Origin of the sequence: Micromonospora sp. LHW51205 (genome assembly GCF_003315815.1) — a bacterium.
GTDB classification, from domain to species: Bacteria; Actinomycetota; Actinomycetes; order Mycobacteriales; family Micromonosporaceae; genus Micromonospora; species Micromonospora chalcea.
In genome coordinates, this window is sequence record NZ_QMEZ01000007.1 from 55,624 (window position 1) to 71,170 (window position 15,547).

Here is a 15,547-nt window from a genome sequence, read left to right on the forward strand (position 1 = left end):
GCGGCGGGCAGGCTGCCGGCATGGCGACGGGCTTCGGCGGTGAGGTGGCGACCTACTACGCACGGCATCGGCGCGGCTATCCACCCGAGGCGGTCGACGCGCTGGCGGCAGTCTTCGGTCTCGGTCCTGACGACACCGTCGTCGACCTCGGCTGCGGCACCGGCCAGTTGAGCATCCCGCTCGCCGACCGGGTGGGCGCTGTCGTCGGCATGGACCCGGAACCGGACATGCTGGCCATCGCCCGGCGTGCCGCCCTGGACCGGGGGACCGCCAACGCCACGTGGATGCTCGGCAGCGACGGTGATGTGCCCGCGTTGTCCCGGCTGCTCGGCGAGGGGAGTGTCGGTGCGCTGACCGTCGCCGTCGCCATTCACTTCATGGACCGCGACACCCTGTTCGAGGCGGCACGGCCGTTGTTGCGCTCCGGCGGTGGAATCGCGGTCGTCACCAACGGCGAACCCTTGTGGATGCAGGACACCGAGTGGTCGATCGCGCTGCGCGGATGCCTGGAGCGGATGGTCGGCTACCCGGTCACCGGAAGATGCCAGACCGACGAGGATGGGCGTCGGCGCAACCGGGAGGCGCTCGTGGGGGCCGGATATCGGTACGAGGAGACGTCGGTGCGGTACGACGCCCCGCTCACTGTCGACGACATGGTCGGCGGTGTCTTCTCCGCTATGTCGGCCGAACGGCTGCCTACTTTGCATCAACGCGCGGAGTTCGCCGCCGACGTACGCGAGGCTCTCGGCGGGGTGGACGTGGTGACCGAGCGCGTCACCGTCCGGCTGCAGTGCGGGATCCTCGGCTCGTAGCCGATTCCCGACGGGATTCAGCTATGTCACGAGGCGGTAGTTGGGGATGCCCCTGGTGCGTTCCTCGACCGGCGCGGCAGTGGACAGGGCCGTCACTCCGGCGGGAACCGGAGTCCGGGAGACGTGGATGCCCTCCAGGCAGGTGTCACACCAGAAGGAGGCGTAGCCGTAGCCGGCCCCTGGGGGCCCGGTGAACACCATCCGGAGGGTTCGGTGACCGCAGTTCGGGCACTGGTGGTCGGACTCGGCGGGCAGGGCGCGGTAGACGACCTCGTAGACGTCCAGCCACTCGTCGAATGAAGCCACTAGGGGGTTCCTCCGGTCTGAGTGGTTGGTTTCTCAGCTAGCTCGCGACGAGCATGCGTTCCGGGAAGTCGCCCCGGTCGCGCCAGGCATTGACGATCTTGGCGGTGACGGCGCTGGCAGCGGCGTTGAAGTCGTCGTCCTCGACTCGTGCCTGCAACGTCTGCGGGTCGATGACGAGGATGCGATCGAACCTGTCCTCAAAACCAAACGCATACCGCACCTCGTCCGCCGGAGCCTCGATCCGACGGGCGGCCACCATCATTCCCATGTCGCCCTTTCCGACCATCCTTACTCCGCGGGCAAGCTGTGAGTCGCGGCGACGAGTTCTCGGAGATGTGCCACCACAACAGATTTCTGGGCTGTCTCCGGCAGATGCTGTTCACCCGCCGCGACCAGACCCTCGCGCAAATGGGCGACGACCTCGCGCTGGGCTTCCGGCGACAGGTCATCCAACCGGAATGAACCGAGGTTGTTGTCGACGATCTCTTGAAGATGCGCTGCGGCGTCTCTGTCAGTGAGCCGAGCGATCAGGAACTCCACGGTCCAGTCGAATAACCCTCCGGTCGCTGTCCAGTCGACCCCGGGCCGCAGAACGACGAGGCCGGCCACTACTGTGCTGCCGACTGTCCGTCGCCACCCGTGGTGTCGACCTTCTGGATCTTGTCCGGCGTCAGGGCCAGAGCACTGAGGGGCCGGCCGTCCTGATCGGCGAACTCCACCTCATAGGCGAGGTCGGGGCGGTGGAACACGCGCACGATGGCACCGACCGCTCCGGCGGGGAGATTCTCCTCAGGCACGGCATCCCTGAGTTCTACCAGCTCGTACGGGTCCACGATCAGTGGCGGAGACGGGCGAGATACTCCTGCCAGGCGTCCCGATCGACCGCGTCCGGTGACGTCCCCGAGGGAAACCAGGTGGACCCGAGATCCGGATCCCAGGCGGCGATCAGCGTGTCGAGGCCCGCCACCAGCACAGCCGGCCACAGCCGCGCCGCGGAGAGCTGCTCGAAGACGCGGCGGGCTTCACGCAGTTGGACATCCCGGTCTCTGCCCGTGTACCCGAAATCCCAGAGGATCTCATAGGCGTCCAGGAGCGACTGCTCGTCCGGAACGTCGGAGGGATAGGCGAGATAGTTGCGGGCTACCTCGCCGCCGACCTCCCCGCCTGGGCCGCACTGCGCGGGACGGCTCAAATAAATGCCTCCCTCAGGGCCGATCGAAGCTCGCAACCCGATCGCCGAGGCAATCCTGTCGGCCACCGCTTTCGGCTCCTCCGCAGCGTGGAGAAAAATGTGTTCCAAAGTCGACATGTGCGACACCAGACTAGTCGGGAAGCGTGATTATTCGGTTGTCGCCGAGGATGATGCGGACCTGGCCGGGCATGGCGCTGCCGTGCTGTCTGTGCTGACCCAGCGCTCGTGCGAAACCCCGCCGAGCCTCCTCCTCGCTCAGGTTTACCGGGCGTCCGTCGATGACCGCGTTGCCGCCGCCGGTCTGGTCGACCTGCTTACCGGCGGCCATGATGTTACGGCGTACGGCTTCGCTGCTGGAGCGGTCGAGGGTCTTGAATTCGGTCACCACGCCGGGATCGTCTGGACCGGACCGCACCATCGAGTCCGGATTCTTGAGCTTGTACAGGCTGTCGTCACGTTCCCGTGGATGGACCATGTCCCCTTCCTCGGCGAGGCGGTCACCGACCGCTCTTTCCTTGTCGTCGAACAAGCCGCGAGGGTCATTCACCTCGGGCCGGAAGTCGGCGCCGAGGGGACCATGCTGCTTGCCCGGGTCGAAGTCCGGGGGCCTCGTCGGGTGACCGTTATGGCGCCCGGGGCCACCGCTGCCAGGAGTCTTCTCCGGTCCGGCGGACGAGAGGCGGCGCAGCGCCTCCTTCAGCTTGCCGATCAGCTCACCCAGCCGCCGCATCTCCGGAATCAGCCGCCGCAGACTTGCCAGCAACCCCCGCAACAACCGCCCGATCCGCGCCGCCCACGACGCCACTGTCGTCGTCACCTGCTCCACCACCAGCGGCGTCGCCAGCCCCGCCGTGGCGACCAGTTCGGCCGCGTACACGATCAGGCGGGACACGCAGGCGGCGATGGCGTCGCGGACCAGCAGCCGCACTGCCGCGACCAGGCCGGCGGCGCCTTCGGTGATCGCGGCCATCGCCTCGGCGCCCTGCGCGAGCCCGGTGATGGCCTGCTGCTGTTCGCTCGCCCAGCGCCGGTAGCCGGTGGCGGCGGCGCCGGTCCAGCCGGCGACCTCGGCGCGTACGGCGTGGGCCAGGTCGACGGCGTCCTCGCGCAGGGACGCGGCGACGTTGCGCCAGGTCTGCGCGTGCGCGGTGATCTCGGCGGGGTCGCCGGCGAGCCAGTCGAGGGCTTCGCTGAGCGGCTTGACGTGTTCGATGAGCCAGGCGATGCCGTACTGGAGGAGCGCTCCGGCCGGGTCGGACACGAGCGCGAGCGCGTCGAGGCCGGCGCTGACCACGCCGAGGCTGCCGTCGATCCAGCTGCCGGTGCGGACGCCCTGGGCGATGAGTTCGATGTCCTCGCAGATCCACACGCCGGCCCAGGGACTCGGACCGGAGTCCGCCGCGGCGGCGACCAGTGGGTTCGTGGTCACCGCCGCTGCCGTACCCGGTCGAGCAGGTCGGCGGCGTGCGCGTCGGAGGCGCGGTAGCGCTCGGCGCTCGACCGCAGCTTCCCGGCGGTGTCCCGGACCGACGTGGCGGCGGTGCCGATGCCGTCGGTGAGCGTCCGCTGGAGACCGTCGAGCAGGACCGGCATGATCGCGCAGAGCTGCCCGTACGCGTCGGCGCCCAGCCTGACGTGCTGGCCGGCCTGCCGGGCGGTGTCGATGCTGTCGGCGCAGCGGCCGAGGTGTGCGGCGTGCGTGGTCAGGTCGTCCGGGTCGACCTGGAGGCCGTCACCGGGCGGCATCCGGCATGCCCGGGTCGGGGCCGAGCCGCCGCTGGTGGGACTCGACGATCGCCTGCCCGGCCGGGTCGTCCGCGCCGAGTGCCGCGGTGGTGGCCTCGGTGAGCCGTCGCAGCAGGTCGGCGCGGGCGTCCCGGGTGACGGCGAGAATCTTCCCGGCGGTGTGTGCGGCGGAGTGCTGCCGGACGCGTTCGTCCAGCCGCAGGTCGGCGAGCAGCCCGGACGAGTCGACGGTGACCTCGACCAGCCCGTCGGCACTGCGCGCGATGCCGGTCAGCGTCTGGGTGCGGGCGGACAGGTCGCGGGCCCGTGCCGCATGGTCGGCCAGCGACGACTCCCACTCGTCGAGCCGGCGTGCCGCCGCGTCCAGCGCGGCCTCGTCCGCCCACATGCCGACCCTCCCCAGAGGACAGTATGAGCGTCACGCTACCAACCGATCGCGCTGCGTGTGTGCCCCGCCGAGGCATGTGAAGCGGTTCGGCCAGGCAACTGCCGCCGCGGCCGGTAACCGTCCTCAGTGAACCTCGTCGCCGCCGTCCCGGTGGGCCACCCGGATGATGGCCGCCACCGACCGGTCCACGTCCGCCTCCGTCGTGGTCGCGTTCGACACCGAGATCCGCATCAGCCGCCGCCCCCGCCACGTCGTCCCGCCCACCCAGCACGTCCCGTCGACCTGCGCTGCGGCCACCACCCGGTCGGTGCGCGCGTCGTCGCCGAACCCGACGAGCACCTGGTTGAGCACCACGTCGTTCACCACCTCGAACCCGGCCGCGCTGAGCCCGTCGGCGAACCGGCGCGCCAGCGCGCAGCACCGCTCGACAAGCGCGCCGACGCCGTCGCGGCCCAGCTCCCGCAGGCCCGCCCAGACCGCGAAACCCCGGGCGCGGCGCGAGGACTCCGCGGTCAGGTCCGCGCCCGCCGGCACACCACCGGAACCCACGAGGTACGCGGCCGCGAGCGACATGGCCGCCGCGTGCGCGTCGGGCCGGGCGCAGAACGCGAACGCGCTGTCGTACGGCAGGTTCAGCCACTTGTGGCCGTCGCAGGCCCACGAGTCGGCGTTCTCCAGCCCGTCGACCAGGTGCCGGGTCGACGGGCTGGCAGCCGCCCACAGCCCGAAGGCGCCGTCCACGTGCGCCCAGCCGCCGTACCGGTGGACCAGGTCGCAGGCCCGGCGCAGGTCGTCGCACGCGCCGGTGTTCACGTTGCCCGCCTGCAGGCAGACGATGGTCGGGCCGGGACCGGCGTCGCGCAGCGCCGCTTCCAGGGCGTCCGGGTCGATCGCGCCCTGCGGGCCGGTCGGCACCGCGTGCAGCGCGTCGGTGCCGAGGCCGAGCAGGCGCAGCGACCTGTCGATGGTGGCGTGCCGCTCAGCCCCGGCGAACACGCGTACCGCAGGTGCGCCGGCCAGGCCGCGCCGCTCCACGTCCCAACCGGCGTCGGCGAGCACCTGGTGGCGGGCGGCGGCGAGCCCGGCGGTGTTCGCCGCCTGCGCGCCGGTGACGAAGCCGACCGACGCGGTCGCCGGGATGCCCAGCAGGTCCTTCAGCCAGCCGCCGGCTGCCGTCTCGGCGGCCACGGCGGCGGGGGAGGTGACCGCGTTGAACGCGAGCTGGTCCCAGCCGACGGCCAGCATGTCGGCGGCGGTTGCGGCGGGCGAGGCGCCGCCGACGACGAAGCCGAAGTAACGGGGGCCGGCGGTGGCGACCAGGCCCGGCTCGGCGGCGGCCACCAGGTCGGCGAGGACCTGCCCGGGCGGGGTGGGCGCATCAGGCAGCGGGCCGGCGAACGCCTCGGCCAGCGCGGCCTGGTCCACGGGTACGCCGACCGGCCGGCCGGGCAGCGACAGCCGGTAGTCGGCCGCATGGTCGGCGGCGCGCCGCAACAGGTGCCTCAGCTCGTCCATCGCCGCACCTTAGCCGCAGGCCGGGTGTCCCGAGCGCCCTAGCCGCCGGTCACCCCGAGGGCGGCATCGAGCCGGTCCAGGTGTGCGGCGACCGGCCCGACGGTGAGCAGCCCGCTGCCCGCCCCGGCCAGCTCTCCCGCCGCCGGGGCGAGCGCGTCCCGCGCCCGGAGCATCACGTCCCGGTCCCCGAGCGCCACCGCGGCCCGGCCGGTGAGGCACCACAGCGCCTCCTGCAGCAGGTCACGCGGCGGCGCCGGGGTGCGTCGCAACGCCCTGGCGGCCTCGTCGCGCCGGTCGGTGGCGAGCAGCACCAGCGGGCGCGCCCAGGGCGCGTACGGGCCCCAGTCGGTGTCGGCCGGGAAGTCGGCGGGCCGGTCGTGCCACACCCGCAGGCACAGCAGCGCCAGCGGCAGCAGGCCGCGCTCCACGCCGGGCATCCCGCAGCCGGCCAGCCCGGTCGCCCACGACCGGTACGTCGCCTCCGCATCCGGGTACGCGGCGCCGGTGGCGGCGGTCCGCATGGCCCGGTAGCCGCCGGTGAACACACCGACGAGGGGGCTCTCGTGCCGGGCGGCGAGCCGGTCCGCCGCGTCGGCGTGCGCGTCGGCGGTGGTGAAGTCGGCGAGCGCGCTGCGCGCCTGCACGCGGATCAGGTGCCCGAGGATCTCCACTGTGGCCAGGCCGTGCCGGGCGGCGAGCGCGACCAGTTCGACGCCGACCGCGTCCCGCTGCGGGGCGAGCCCGGCCCGCTGGAACGTCTGCATGTAGACGCCGTTGAGCGCCTGGGCCAGCAGCGCCGGGTCGGCCACCCGCCGGGCGATCGCCTCCGCTTCCCGCGCGGACTGCGCCGGGCCGGTTGACGCCGTACCGCGGGACTCGATCGCGACGGTGGCCAGCAGCCGGGCGCGGGTCGCCTCCGGCGCGTCCGGGCCCAGCCCGGCGAGCGCCCGCTGCGCCGCCGCGACGACCCGGGCCGCCTGCGCCGGGTCGTCCGAGCGGGTCCAGATCGCGGGTACGTCGTACCCGCCGATGACCCGCGCCGTGAACTCCGGGTCGCCCAGTTGCTCGGCGGCGCTGATAGCCGCTTCGCGGTGGTCCCGGGCCGCCTTCAGTCCGCCCGGCCCGGTCACCGCGAGGCTGCGCAGCAGCCCGACCGTGGACTCCAGCCGGGCCCGCGCGCCGGGCACCACACTGCGCTCGTACGCCGCGGCGGTCTCGGCCCAGACGCGCGCCGCGCCGGTCGGTTCGGGTTCGGTCTGGCGCAGCAGGTCGGTCTCCAGCCGCCGCAGCCGGGGTCCGGGGTCCAGCCCGAGCTGGTCGCGCAGCAGTTCCCGGGCGCGGCGCAGCACGGCGAGCGCGTCGGCCTGCCGTCCGGCCCGGTAGAGCGCCGACGCCAGCAGCGCCCACCCGTCCTCCCGCCACGGGTACGCGGCGACGTGCGCGTCGAGATCGGGTACGGCGTCGGCGGCCCGGTCCAGCGCCAGCAGCGCCTCGGCCCGCCGCTCCACGGCGGTGAGCCGGATCTGGTCGAGCCGGGACCGTTCGGCGTGAGCCCACGGCTGGTCGAAGTCGGCGTACGCGGGCCCGCGCCACCAGCCCAGCGCCTCGTCGAGCCGGTCGAGCGCCGCTCGGGGCAGCGCGTCGGCTGCCGCGCTGACCGTGTCCTCGAACCGCCAGGCGTCGACGGTGCCCGGGTCGGCGCGCAGCGCGTACCCCGGTCCCTCGGTGACCAGCAGCCGGGCCGCCTCGCGTGGCGGACGGCGCGGCTCGAGGCGGCGGCGCAGCGCCGCGACGAACGTGCGGACCGCGCCCACCGCGCCGGCCGGCGGGTCGTCCCACAGGTCGTCGACGATCTGCCCGACCGGCACCACCCGGCCCCGGGCGGCGACCAGCCGGGCCAGCACGGCCCGGTGCCGGGGCCCCTTCAGGTCGACCGGCTCACCCGCGTCGTCCCAGGCCGTGACCGGACCGAGCACACCGAAACCGACAGGCACCGACCCCTCCTCGACCCGGGCCACCGTATCGCGCTCATCGGTTGCTCATCGGGCGCCGCCACGCTGGTCAGGTACGACGAGACGAAAGAGGGATCGAGATGAGCACCACCATCGCGGGGTTCGACTACCAGCGCGTTCCGGTCGCCGAGGGCGTGACCCTGAACGTGGCGGTGGGCGGCTCCGGCAGCCCGGTCGTGCTGCTGCACGGCTTCCCGCAGACCCACCTGATGTGGCGGCACGTCGCCGCCGACCTGGCGGGCGAGCACACGGTGATCTGCCCGGACCTGCGCGGCTACGGCGCCAGCGACAAGCCGGCCGCGCACACCGAGGACACGTACAGCAAGCGGACCATGGCCGCCGACGTGGTGGCGTTGGCCCGCGCGCTCGGACACGAGCGGTTCGCGCTCGCCGGGCACGACCGGGGCGCCCTGGTGGCGGTCCGGGCCGGCCTGGACCACCCGGACGCGGTCACCCACCTGGCGTCGCTGGACGTGCTGCCCACCCTCGACATGTGGGACGTGCTGCACGGCGCGTCCGCGTCGGTGGCGTTCCACCTCTACCTGATGGCCCAGCCGCCCGGCCTGCCCGAGCAGATGATCGCGGGCAGCGCGGACGCGTTCTTCGGGCACTTCCTGGACGCCTGGGCCGGTGACCCGGCGGCCATGCCGGCGCAGATGCGCGCCGAGTACCTGCGCGCCTCCCGGGAGGCGGTCGACTCGATCGTCGCCGACTACCGGGCGTCGGCCGGGATCGACGTGGCGCACGACCGGGCCGACCGGGACGCCGGGCGGCGGCTGGCCATGCCGGTCACCGTCATCCAGCAGGACTGGGGTGCCGCGCTGGGTTACGACGCGGCGGCGGTGTGGCGGGCCTGGGCGCCGGACCTGGAGCACCGCACCACCACCGCCGGGCACTTCATGGCCGAGGAGGCGCCGGGCGAGATCACCGAGGCGCTGCGCGCGCTGCTCAAGCGCTAGGCGCCGCAGTCCCTGGCGGACGGCTTACCGTACGTTGTACGGTAGTGGCCGTCGTCAACGGAGGGGGACAGACGTGGAACACGCGATCCTCGCGGAGGGCCTGCGCAAGCGGTACGGGGACAACATGGCGCTGGACGGATTCGACCTGCGCGTGCCACCGGGCACCGTGTGCGGGCTGCTCGGCCCGAACGGCGCGGGCAAGACCACAGCCGTACGCATCCTCGCCACGCTGCTGCGCCTCGACGCCGGGCGGGCCGAGGTCGCCGGCTACGACGTGGCCGGGCAGGCCGACCGGGTACGCCACCGCATCGGCCTGGTCGGCCAGCATCCGGCGGTGGACGAGGCGCTGAGCGGCCGGGAGAACCTGGTCATCTTCGGCCGCCTGTTCCACCTGGACCGGGCCGGGGCGCGGCGGCGAGCGACCGAACTGCTCGACCGGTTCGGGCTCGCCGACGCCGCCGACCGGCCGGTACGCACGTACTCCGGTGGCATGCGCCGCCGCCTCGACCTGGCCGCCGGCATGATCCTCGCGCCGTCGGTGCTGTTCCTGGACGAGCCGACCACGGCGCTGGACCCGCGCGGGCGCAACGAGGTGTGGGAGGCGGTACGGGACCTGGTGCGCGCCGGCACCACGGTGCTGCTGACCACGCAGTACCTGGACGAGGCCGACCAGCTCGCCGACCGCGTCTGCGTGCTCGACGCCGGGCGGGTGATCGCCGAGGGCACCCCGGACGCGCTCAAGTCCCGCCTGGGCGGCGACCGGATCGAACTGGTCGTCCGCGACGCCGCCGACCTCGCCACCGCCGCGAGCCGGCTGCGCGCGGTGGCCCGCTCCGAACCGGCTGTCGATCCGGACCGGCGGGCGGTCAGCGCCCAGGTCGGCGAGCGGGCCGGTGCGCTGACCGAGGTGCTGCGCGCACTCGACGCCGACGGCGTGGGCGTGGCCGACGTGGCGCTGCGCCGGCCCACACTGGACGAGGTGTTCCTCCAGCTCACCGCCACGTCCTCCGCCGCCCGCACCGGCGTGGAGGTGACCGCGTGACCGCGACGGTGAACCCGGCCCGCCGTGCGTCGCTGGCCGGTGACGGCCTCACGTTGACCGGGCGCGCGCTGGCGCACTGGCGGCGCGAGCCCGGCCCGCTGATCGGCTCGCTGGGCTTCGACATCCTGATGGTGCTGATGTTCGCGTACCTGTTCGGCGGCGCGCTCCAGGTGCCAGGCGGCGGCAGTTACCGCGAGTTCCTGATGCCCGGCATGTTCGCCATGACCATGGTCTTCGGCATCAGCATGACCACCATGGCGGTCGCGGCGGACCTGGACCGCGGCGTCACCGACCGGCTGCGGTCCATGCCGGTGTCGCGGCTGGCGCCGCTGCTCGGCCGCGCTGTCGCCGACCTGATGTTCGCCGTGGTGACGCTCGCCGTCATGCTGCTCGTCGGCCTGGCCGTCGGGTGGCGGGCACGCGGCGACCTCGGCGACACGCTCACCGCGTTCGGGCTGATCCTGCTGCTGCGGATCGCGCTGGTCTGGGTGGGCGTCTTCCTCGGCCTGACCGTGCAGGGACAGAGCGCGGTCACGGCCGTGCAGACGCTGGAGTTCCCGCTCGGTTTCCTGTCCAGCGCGTTCGTGGCGCCGTCCACCATGCCCGCGTGGCTGGGCGCGGTCGCCGAGTGGAACCCGCTGTCCGCCACCGTCGGCGCCACCCGGGAGCTGTTCGGCAACCCCGGCTGGGGCGGCGACTCCTGGGTGGCCGCGCATCACCCGCTGCTGGCGGTGCTCTGGCCGCTGGCGCTGATCGCCGTGTTCCTGCCGCTGTCGCTGCGCCGCTACCGGGCGCTCAGCCGCTGAGCCGGACCCCGGGGGCGTGCGTCGCCCCCGGGGCACGGGTCACGGCCCGGTGAGCACGACCAGCTCGCCGGTGGCCCGGGTCATCGCGACGTACCGGTCCACCGCGCCGGAGATGCCGTCGCCGAAGGACTCCGGGTCGACCAGCACCACCAGGTCGAACTCCAGCCCCTTCGCCAGCTCCGGCGTCAGCGACCGGACCCGGTCGGTCGCCGGGAACCCGGGATCGCCGATGACGCACGCGACGCCCTCGGGATGGGCGGCGAGCCAGCCGTCCACCACCGCGCGCAGGTCGGCGCGGTCGCCGTACCGCACGGGGGCGCCGTCGCGGATGGACGTGGGCACGTTGGCGTCCGGGAGCACGGCCCGGATCACCGGCTCGGCCGCCGCCATCACCTGCGCCGGGGTGCGGTAGTTGACGGTCAGCGTCGCCACCTCGACCCGGTCGAACCCGGCCCGCGCCAGCCGCTGCGGCCACGACTCGGTGAACCCGTGCCGCGCCTGCGCCCGGTCGCCGACCACGGTGAAGCTGCGCGACGGGCAGCGCGCCAGCAGCATCTGCCACTGCGCGTCGGTCAGCTCCTGCGCCTCGTCCACCACCACGTGCGCGAACGGCCCGGCCAGCAGGTCCGGATCGGCCACGCTCAACGCGCTGGAGTCGACCAGGCTGGTGCGCATGTCCTCGCCGTACAGCATGGTCATCAGACCCTCGCCGTCGTCGTAGGCGTGCGACGCGATCAGCGCGTCGACCACCGTGTCCATCTCCGCGCGCTGCGCGGCCAGCACCGCCTCGTCGCGGCGCCGCCGCAGCGACGCCTCCGGGTCGCCGACCCGCCGCCGGGCCGCGTCCAGCCACGGCAGGTCCGCGACCGTCCAGGCCCGGGCGTCGGCCCGCCGCAGCGTACGGATCTCCTCGACGCTCAGCCAGGGCACGCACCGGCGCAGGTAGGCCGGCACCGACCACAGGTCGGCCACCACGTCGAGCGGGTCGAGCAGCGGCCACGCCCGGCCGAACGCGGTCACCAGTTCCCGGTCGCGTCCCAGTGCCCGGCGGACCGCCTCCTCCGGCTCGTCCCCGCGGTACTTCTCCACCAGGATCGTGACCAGTTCCTCCCACACGTCGTCGCGGGCCTCGTTGTGCCCGACGCCCGGGCCGGCCGCCTCGAACGCCGTCGCCCAGTCGTCGGCGGTCAGCCGCAGCTCGGCGTCCCCGACCCCGACAGTCATCCCGGTCGCGGGCGGCTCCTCGTAGAACCGGACCGCGGCGTCGACAGCCCGCACGACGTCCGCCGACGCCTTCAACCGGGCCACCTCCGGGTCGGTCTCCGGCGCCGCCGCCGCGCCCTCCGGCACCAGGTCGGCCAGGGTGCAGATCTGCACGTCCTCCTCGCCCAGGCTGGGCAGCACGTCGGAGACGTAGTTCAGGTACGGCTGGTGCGGCCCGACGACGAGGACCCCGCCCCGGCGCTCGCCGAGGCGCGGGTCGGCGTGCAGCAGGTACGCGGTGCGGTGCAGCGCCACCACCGTCTTGCCGGTGCCGGGACCGCCGTCCACCACCAGCGCGCCCCGGGAACCGGCCCGGATGATCGCGTCCTGGTCGGCCTGGATGGTGCCGAGCACGTCACGCATCCGCGCCGACCGGGTCGCGCCCAGGCTGGCGATGAACGCCGACTGGTCGTCCAGCGCGGCGTGCCCGGCCAGAGCGTCGGCGGTGAACACCTCGTCCCAGTAGTCGGTGATCCGCCCTCGGCTCCACCGGTACCGGCGTCGGCTGACCAGGCCCATCGGGTCGGCATGGGTGGCGCCGAAGAACGGCTCGGCGGCGGGGGAGCGCCAGTCCAGCAGCAGTCGGCCGCCCGCGCCGTCGGTCAGGCCGAGCCGGCCCACGTACACCGGGGCCGCGCCGTCCGCGCCGACCATCCGGCCCAGGCACAGGTCCAGGCCGTAACGGCGCAGCGTACGCAGGCGCGCGCTCAACCGCCGGACCTCCTGGTCCCGGTCGACGGCCTGCCGGCCCCGGCCGCCGGCGGACCGGCGCGTCGCGTCGAGCCGGTCGGTCAACTCGGCGATCGAGCGGCGCAGGCTGTCCGCGATGACGGCGAAGTGCCGCTCGTCGGCGGCGATCAGGTCCGGGTCGGCCTTGGCCGACAGACGCTCGGGAAGATCGAAAACGCTGGTGGCAGGCAGATTCAACTCGTCTCCGATCACGGGCACGGCCGAGCCTCCGCTCTTCGCGGCTTTTCGAATGCCTCGGCAATGGGTTACGGCCGGCAATTCTGCGCCACCACCCGGGGCTTGCCGCAAGACCGGGGGTGCGCTATATGTTGGTAATGGCGGGAGAACCCGCCATTCTTTTTGCCCGAACAATTCTCGTGGTTTTTGCCCGGCGTCCCGCCGACGGGCCGCGACCGGCGTGGCCGGTAGGATGACGGCACCATGTCGAAGGAGCGCCGGCGCAAGGCCGATCCCGCCCGCAGCCTGGCCCTTCTGTGGCGCACCCGGGAGCCGGCCAGCCGTGGCGCCGGTCCCGGTCTCAGCGTCGACCGGATCGTGCGCGCCGCGATCGAGATCGCCGACGCCGAGGGCATCGACGCGCTCACCATGCGCCGGGTCAGCGAGGCGCTCGGCGTGGGCACCATGTCCGTCTACACGTACGTGCCGGGAAAGGCGGAACTGCTCGACGTCATGGTGGACGCCGTTCTCGGTGACCTCCCGCGCCCGGCCGACGTGCCGGGTGGCTGGCGGGGCCGGCTGGAACGGATCGCGCGGGACAATCTGGCGCTCTACCGGTCCCACCCGTGGCTGCTGCGCGCCGAGACGACCCGGCCGGTGCTCGGCCCGAACGTGCTCGCGAAGTACGACTACGAGCTGCGCGCCGTCGCGGACATCGGGCTCGACGACGTGGAGATGGACGCGGTGCTCACGCTCGTGCTGGGGCACGCCAAGAGCGCGGCGCGGGCCGCGCTGGACGTGGCCGAGCTGGAACGTGAGACCGGGATGACCGACGACCAGTGGTGGCAGACGCACGGGCCCTGGCTGGAGAAGTTCATGACCGCCGGCAGTTTCCCGCTCGCCGCGCGGGTCGGCACGGCCGCGGGCATGGCGCACGGCGCGGCGTACGGGCCGGACCACGCCTTCGAGTTCGGTCTGCAGCGGGTGCTCGACGGCATCTCGGTGGTGGTCGCCGAACGTGCCGCGGGTGAGCCGGAGCGCGGGAAGACCTTGTAATCCTACTGGTTAAGTAGGAAACTCTCCGTGGGGTCGATGAGCCTTCGGCTGCCCTCCCTCGCCCGCGCGTACCTGTAGGAGCCCTCCATGAGCAACGCGCCCACGCCACCCGAACCGCCCACCGCAGGCACGTCCCGGCTCGCCTTCAGCGAGGACTGGGCCGCCACTGTCCTCGGCCTCGCGCTGCTGCTCCTGGTGCTGGTCGGCGCCATCCCCGCCGGGCTGGTGCCGTGATGGCCGCCGCACCGGAGCCCGCCGTTCGCAGCACCGCCGCCGGGCCGTCCGCGGCCTCCACCGCGGACGCCCCAGCCGCCGCGACCTCAGTGGACCGACCGGACGGTACGCCCGCGGACGCGCCGCCCCCGGCCGACCTGCGCTCCGGCGCGTTCTGGGCCTGGACCGCCGTGGGTCTGCTGGTGGTGCTCGGGCTGGCCGCGCTCACCCGCTACCTGGAACAGAACGTGCCGGTCTGGGCCGAGGGCAGCGCGGTCGAGGAGGTGGCCGCCGCGATCGAGTACCCGGTCTATGCGATCCTGCTCGGCCTGCTCGGCAACCTGGTGGTCACCGTGACCGGCCTGCGCGACCGGATCTCCGCCGCGTTCCGGACCGAGTTCTTCATCAAGACCGGCCTGGTGCTGCTCGGCGCCTCGATCAACCTCGCAGTCATCGCGAGCGCCGCCGGTCCCGCCATCGCCCAGGCGCTGCTGCTGATCAGCGGCGTGTTCCTGTTCACCTGGTGGCTGGCCGGGCGCTTCGGCCTGGACGACAAACTGCGGGCGCTGCTCGCCTCGGCCGTGTCGATCTGCGGGGTGAGCGCCGCGATCGCCGCCGCCGGCGCGGTCCGGGCACGCCGGGAACAGCTCGCGTACACGGCCAGCCTGGTCATCGCGTTCGCGTTGCCGTCGATCTTCCTGCTGCCGTGGCTGGCCGACGTGCTCGGCCTCTCCGACGCGGTCGCCGGTGCCTGGATCGGCGGCAACATCGACACCACCGCCGCCGTCACCGCGGCGGGGGCGCTCGCCGGTGAGGACGCGCTCCAGATCGCCAGCATCGTCAAGGTCACCCAGAACGCGCTGATGGGCGTGGTGGCGGTGGCCCTCACCGCGTACTTCGCGCTGCGCGTGGAGCGCCGTCCGGACACCCCGCGGCCGGGGCTCGGCGAGCTGTGGCGTCGGTTCCCGAAGTTCGTCCTCGGGTTCGTCGCCGCCTCGGTGATCGCCACCTGGTACCTCGACGTCGCCGGGGCGGACGGCAAGGCCACCATGGCGATCGTCACCGACCTGCGGGTCTGGTTCCTCATCGTGGCCTTCGTCAGCATCGGCCTGGAGGTCCGTGTGTCGTCGCTGCGCGAGGCCGGCTGGCGGCCGGTCACCGTGTTCGGCGCGGCCACCGTGTTCAACCTGGTGCTCGCGCTCGGACTGGCCTCGGTGCTGTTCCACGGCTTCACGGTCTGACCGGCTGGACCTGGCTCGTCGAGCTGGCCGGTGGTGTCCCGGGCCCGGCACGTCGCGGTGCACCTGCTCGGGCACGGCCGGCACGAGGTG

Annotated in this window: 18 protein-coding genes; 7 read left to right on the forward strand and 11 right to left on the reverse strand. The window is 73.5% G+C overall.

Annotated elements, in window-relative coordinates; all coding sequences use genetic code 11:
• Positions 1 to 20 precede the first annotated feature (20 nt).
• Positions 21 to 812: a class I SAM-dependent methyltransferase gene (locus tag DQE82_RS23725; protein ID WP_113974015.1), complete on the forward strand. Its 792-nt coding sequence runs from the start codon at positions 21 to 23 to the stop codon at positions 810 to 812.
• Positions 813 to 833: 21 nt separating this feature from the next.
• On the opposite strand, the gene DQE82_RS23730 is transcribed toward DQE82_RS23725, so the two are convergent.
• The 10 genes from DQE82_RS23730 to DQE82_RS23770 form a co-directional block, all read right to left on the reverse strand.
• Positions 834 to 1,118 (reverse strand): hypothetical protein, encoded by a 285-nt coding sequence (locus tag DQE82_RS23730; RefSeq protein ID WP_113974016.1) that lies wholly within the window; start codon positions 1,116 to 1,118, stop codon positions 834 to 836.
• A 37-nt stretch (positions 1,119 to 1,155) separates the two neighbouring features.
• On the reverse strand, positions 1,156 to 1,404 hold the full coding sequence (locus DQE82_RS23735) for a hypothetical protein (RefSeq protein ID WP_233514758.1): 249 nt from the start codon (positions 1,402 to 1,404) through the stop codon (positions 1,156 to 1,158).
• A 2-nt stretch (positions 1,405 to 1,406) separates the two neighbouring features.
• On the reverse strand, positions 1,407 to 1,658 hold the full coding sequence (locus tag DQE82_RS23740; RefSeq protein WP_233514759.1) for a hypothetical protein: 252 nt from the start codon (positions 1,656 to 1,658) through the stop codon (positions 1,407 to 1,409).
• Between the two features lie 68 nt (positions 1,659 to 1,726).
• Entirely contained in the window at positions 1,727 to 1,951 is a 225-nt protein-coding gene (locus DQE82_RS30690; RefSeq protein ID WP_158560003.1) for a DUF4926 domain-containing protein, read from the reverse strand.
• Positions 1,952 to 1,953: 2 nt separating this feature from the next.
• A complete protein-coding gene (locus DQE82_RS30695) occupies positions 1,954 to 2,427 on the reverse strand; it encodes a hypothetical protein (protein WP_158560004.1) in 474 nt (157 codons plus the stop codon).
• A gap of 13 nt (positions 2,428 to 2,440) precedes the next feature.
• On the reverse strand, positions 2,441 to 3,739 hold the full coding sequence (locus tag DQE82_RS31190; protein WP_233514760.1) for a WXG100 family type VII secretion target: 1,299 nt from the start codon (positions 3,737 to 3,739) through the stop codon (positions 2,441 to 2,443).
• On the reverse strand, positions 3,736 to 4,056 hold the full coding sequence (locus DQE82_RS23755; protein ID WP_113974022.1) for a type VII secretion target: 321 nt from the start codon (positions 4,054 to 4,056) through the stop codon (positions 3,736 to 3,738). Before DQE82_RS23755 ends, DQE82_RS31190 begins: the two co-directional genes overlap by 4 nt.
• Positions 4,043 to 4,444, reverse strand: coding sequence for a YbaB/EbfC family nucleoid-associated protein (locus tag DQE82_RS23760; protein ID WP_113974024.1), 402 nt, complete (start codon positions 4,442 to 4,444; stop codon positions 4,043 to 4,045). The genes DQE82_RS23755 and DQE82_RS23760 overlap by 14 nt, the downstream gene beginning before the upstream one ends.
• A gap of 123 nt (positions 4,445 to 4,567) precedes the next feature.
• The gene (locus tag DQE82_RS23765; RefSeq protein WP_113974025.1) at positions 4,568 to 5,959 is read right to left on the reverse strand and encodes a pyridoxal-dependent decarboxylase; all 1,392 of its coding nucleotides are present in this window, start codon (positions 5,957 to 5,959) and stop codon (positions 4,568 to 4,570) included.
• A gap of 38 nt (positions 5,960 to 5,997) precedes the next feature.
• A complete protein-coding gene (locus tag DQE82_RS23770) occupies positions 5,998 to 7,953 on the reverse strand; it encodes a BTAD domain-containing putative transcriptional regulator (RefSeq protein WP_113974225.1) in 1,956 nt (651 codons plus the stop codon).
• A 98-nt stretch (positions 7,954 to 8,051) separates the two neighbouring features.
• Between DQE82_RS23770 and DQE82_RS23775 the strand changes: the two genes are divergently transcribed.
• The 3 genes from DQE82_RS23775 to DQE82_RS23785 all read left to right on the forward strand — a co-directional run bounded on the left by DQE82_RS23775 (position 8,052) and on the right by DQE82_RS23785 (position 10,778).
• The gene (locus DQE82_RS23775; protein WP_113974027.1) at positions 8,052 to 8,930 is read left to right on the forward strand and encodes an alpha/beta fold hydrolase; all 879 of its coding nucleotides are present in this window, start codon (positions 8,052 to 8,054) and stop codon (positions 8,928 to 8,930) included.
• A 73-nt stretch (positions 8,931 to 9,003) separates the two neighbouring features.
• On the forward strand, positions 9,004 to 9,972 hold the full coding sequence (locus DQE82_RS23780) for an ATP-binding cassette domain-containing protein (protein WP_113974029.1): 969 nt from the start codon (positions 9,004 to 9,006) through the stop codon (positions 9,970 to 9,972).
• On the forward strand, positions 9,969 to 10,778 hold the full coding sequence (locus tag DQE82_RS23785) for an ABC transporter permease (protein ID WP_113974031.1): 810 nt from the start codon (positions 9,969 to 9,971) through the stop codon (positions 10,776 to 10,778). The genes DQE82_RS23780 and DQE82_RS23785 overlap by 4 nt, the downstream gene beginning before the upstream one ends.
• A 39-nt stretch (positions 10,779 to 10,817) precedes the next feature.
• Here the strand turns inward: DQE82_RS23785 and helR are convergent, their stop codons facing one another.
• Positions 10,818 to 12,989: an RNA polymerase recycling motor ATPase HelR gene (helR, locus tag DQE82_RS23790; RefSeq protein ID WP_113974033.1), complete on the reverse strand. Its 2,172-nt coding sequence runs from the start codon at positions 12,987 to 12,989 to the stop codon at positions 10,818 to 10,820.
• 222 nt (positions 12,990 to 13,211) lie between these two features.
• Between helR and DQE82_RS23795 the strand changes: the two genes are divergently transcribed.
• The 3 genes from DQE82_RS23795 (at position 13,212) to DQE82_RS23800 (ending at position 15,457) form a co-directional block, all read left to right on the forward strand.
• Positions 13,212 to 14,003: a TetR/AcrR family transcriptional regulator gene (locus DQE82_RS23795; protein ID WP_113974035.1), complete on the forward strand. Its 792-nt coding sequence runs from the start codon at positions 13,212 to 13,214 to the stop codon at positions 14,001 to 14,003.
• Positions 14,004 to 14,090: 87 nt separating this feature from the next.
• A complete protein-coding gene (locus tag DQE82_RS30885; protein ID WP_166456277.1) occupies positions 14,091 to 14,237 on the forward strand; it encodes a hypothetical protein in 147 nt (48 codons plus the stop codon).
• Positions 14,237 to 15,457, forward strand: coding sequence for a YeiH family protein (locus DQE82_RS23800; protein ID WP_113974037.1), 1,221 nt, complete (start codon positions 14,237 to 14,239; stop codon positions 15,455 to 15,457). Before DQE82_RS30885 ends, DQE82_RS23800 begins: the two co-directional genes overlap by 1 nt.
• Positions 15,458 to 15,547 lie beyond the last annotated feature (90 nt).

Excerpts from the sequence above, each read along its gene's own strand:
- DQE82_RS30885 (WP_166456277.1), top strand. The coding sequence starts at position 14,091 with ATGAGCAACGCGCCCACGCCACCCGAACCGCCCACCGCAGGCACGTCC.
- DQE82_RS23725 (WP_113974015.1), top strand. The coding sequence starts at position 21 with ATGGCGACGGGCTTCGGCGGTGAGGTGGCGACCTACTACGCACGGCAT.
- DQE82_RS23800 (WP_113974037.1), top strand. The coding sequence starts at position 14,237 with ATGGCCGCCGCACCGGAGCCCGCCGTTCGCAGCACCGCCGCCGGGCCG.
- DQE82_RS23755 (WP_113974022.1), bottom strand. The coding sequence starts at position 4,056 with ATGCCGCCCGGTGACGGCCTCCAGGTCGACCCGGACGACCTGACCACG.
- DQE82_RS23735 (WP_233514758.1), bottom strand. The coding sequence starts at position 1,404 with ATGGTCGGAAAGGGCGACATGGGAATGATGGTGGCCGCCCGTCGGATC.
- DQE82_RS30695 (WP_158560004.1), bottom strand. The coding sequence starts at position 2,427 with ATGTCGACTTTGGAACACATTTTTCTCCACGCTGCGGAGGAGCCGAAA.
- DQE82_RS23760 (WP_113974024.1), bottom strand. The coding sequence starts at position 4,444 with ATGTGGGCGGACGAGGCCGCGCTGGACGCGGCGGCACGCCGGCTCGAC.
- DQE82_RS23765 (WP_113974025.1), bottom strand. The coding sequence starts at position 5,959 with ATGGACGAGCTGAGGCACCTGTTGCGGCGCGCCGCCGACCATGCGGCC.
- DQE82_RS23795 (WP_113974035.1), top strand. The coding sequence starts at position 13,212 with ATGTCGAAGGAGCGCCGGCGCAAGGCCGATCCCGCCCGCAGCCTGGCC.
- DQE82_RS23775 (WP_113974027.1), top strand. The coding sequence starts at position 8,052 with ATGAGCACCACCATCGCGGGGTTCGACTACCAGCGCGTTCCGGTCGCC.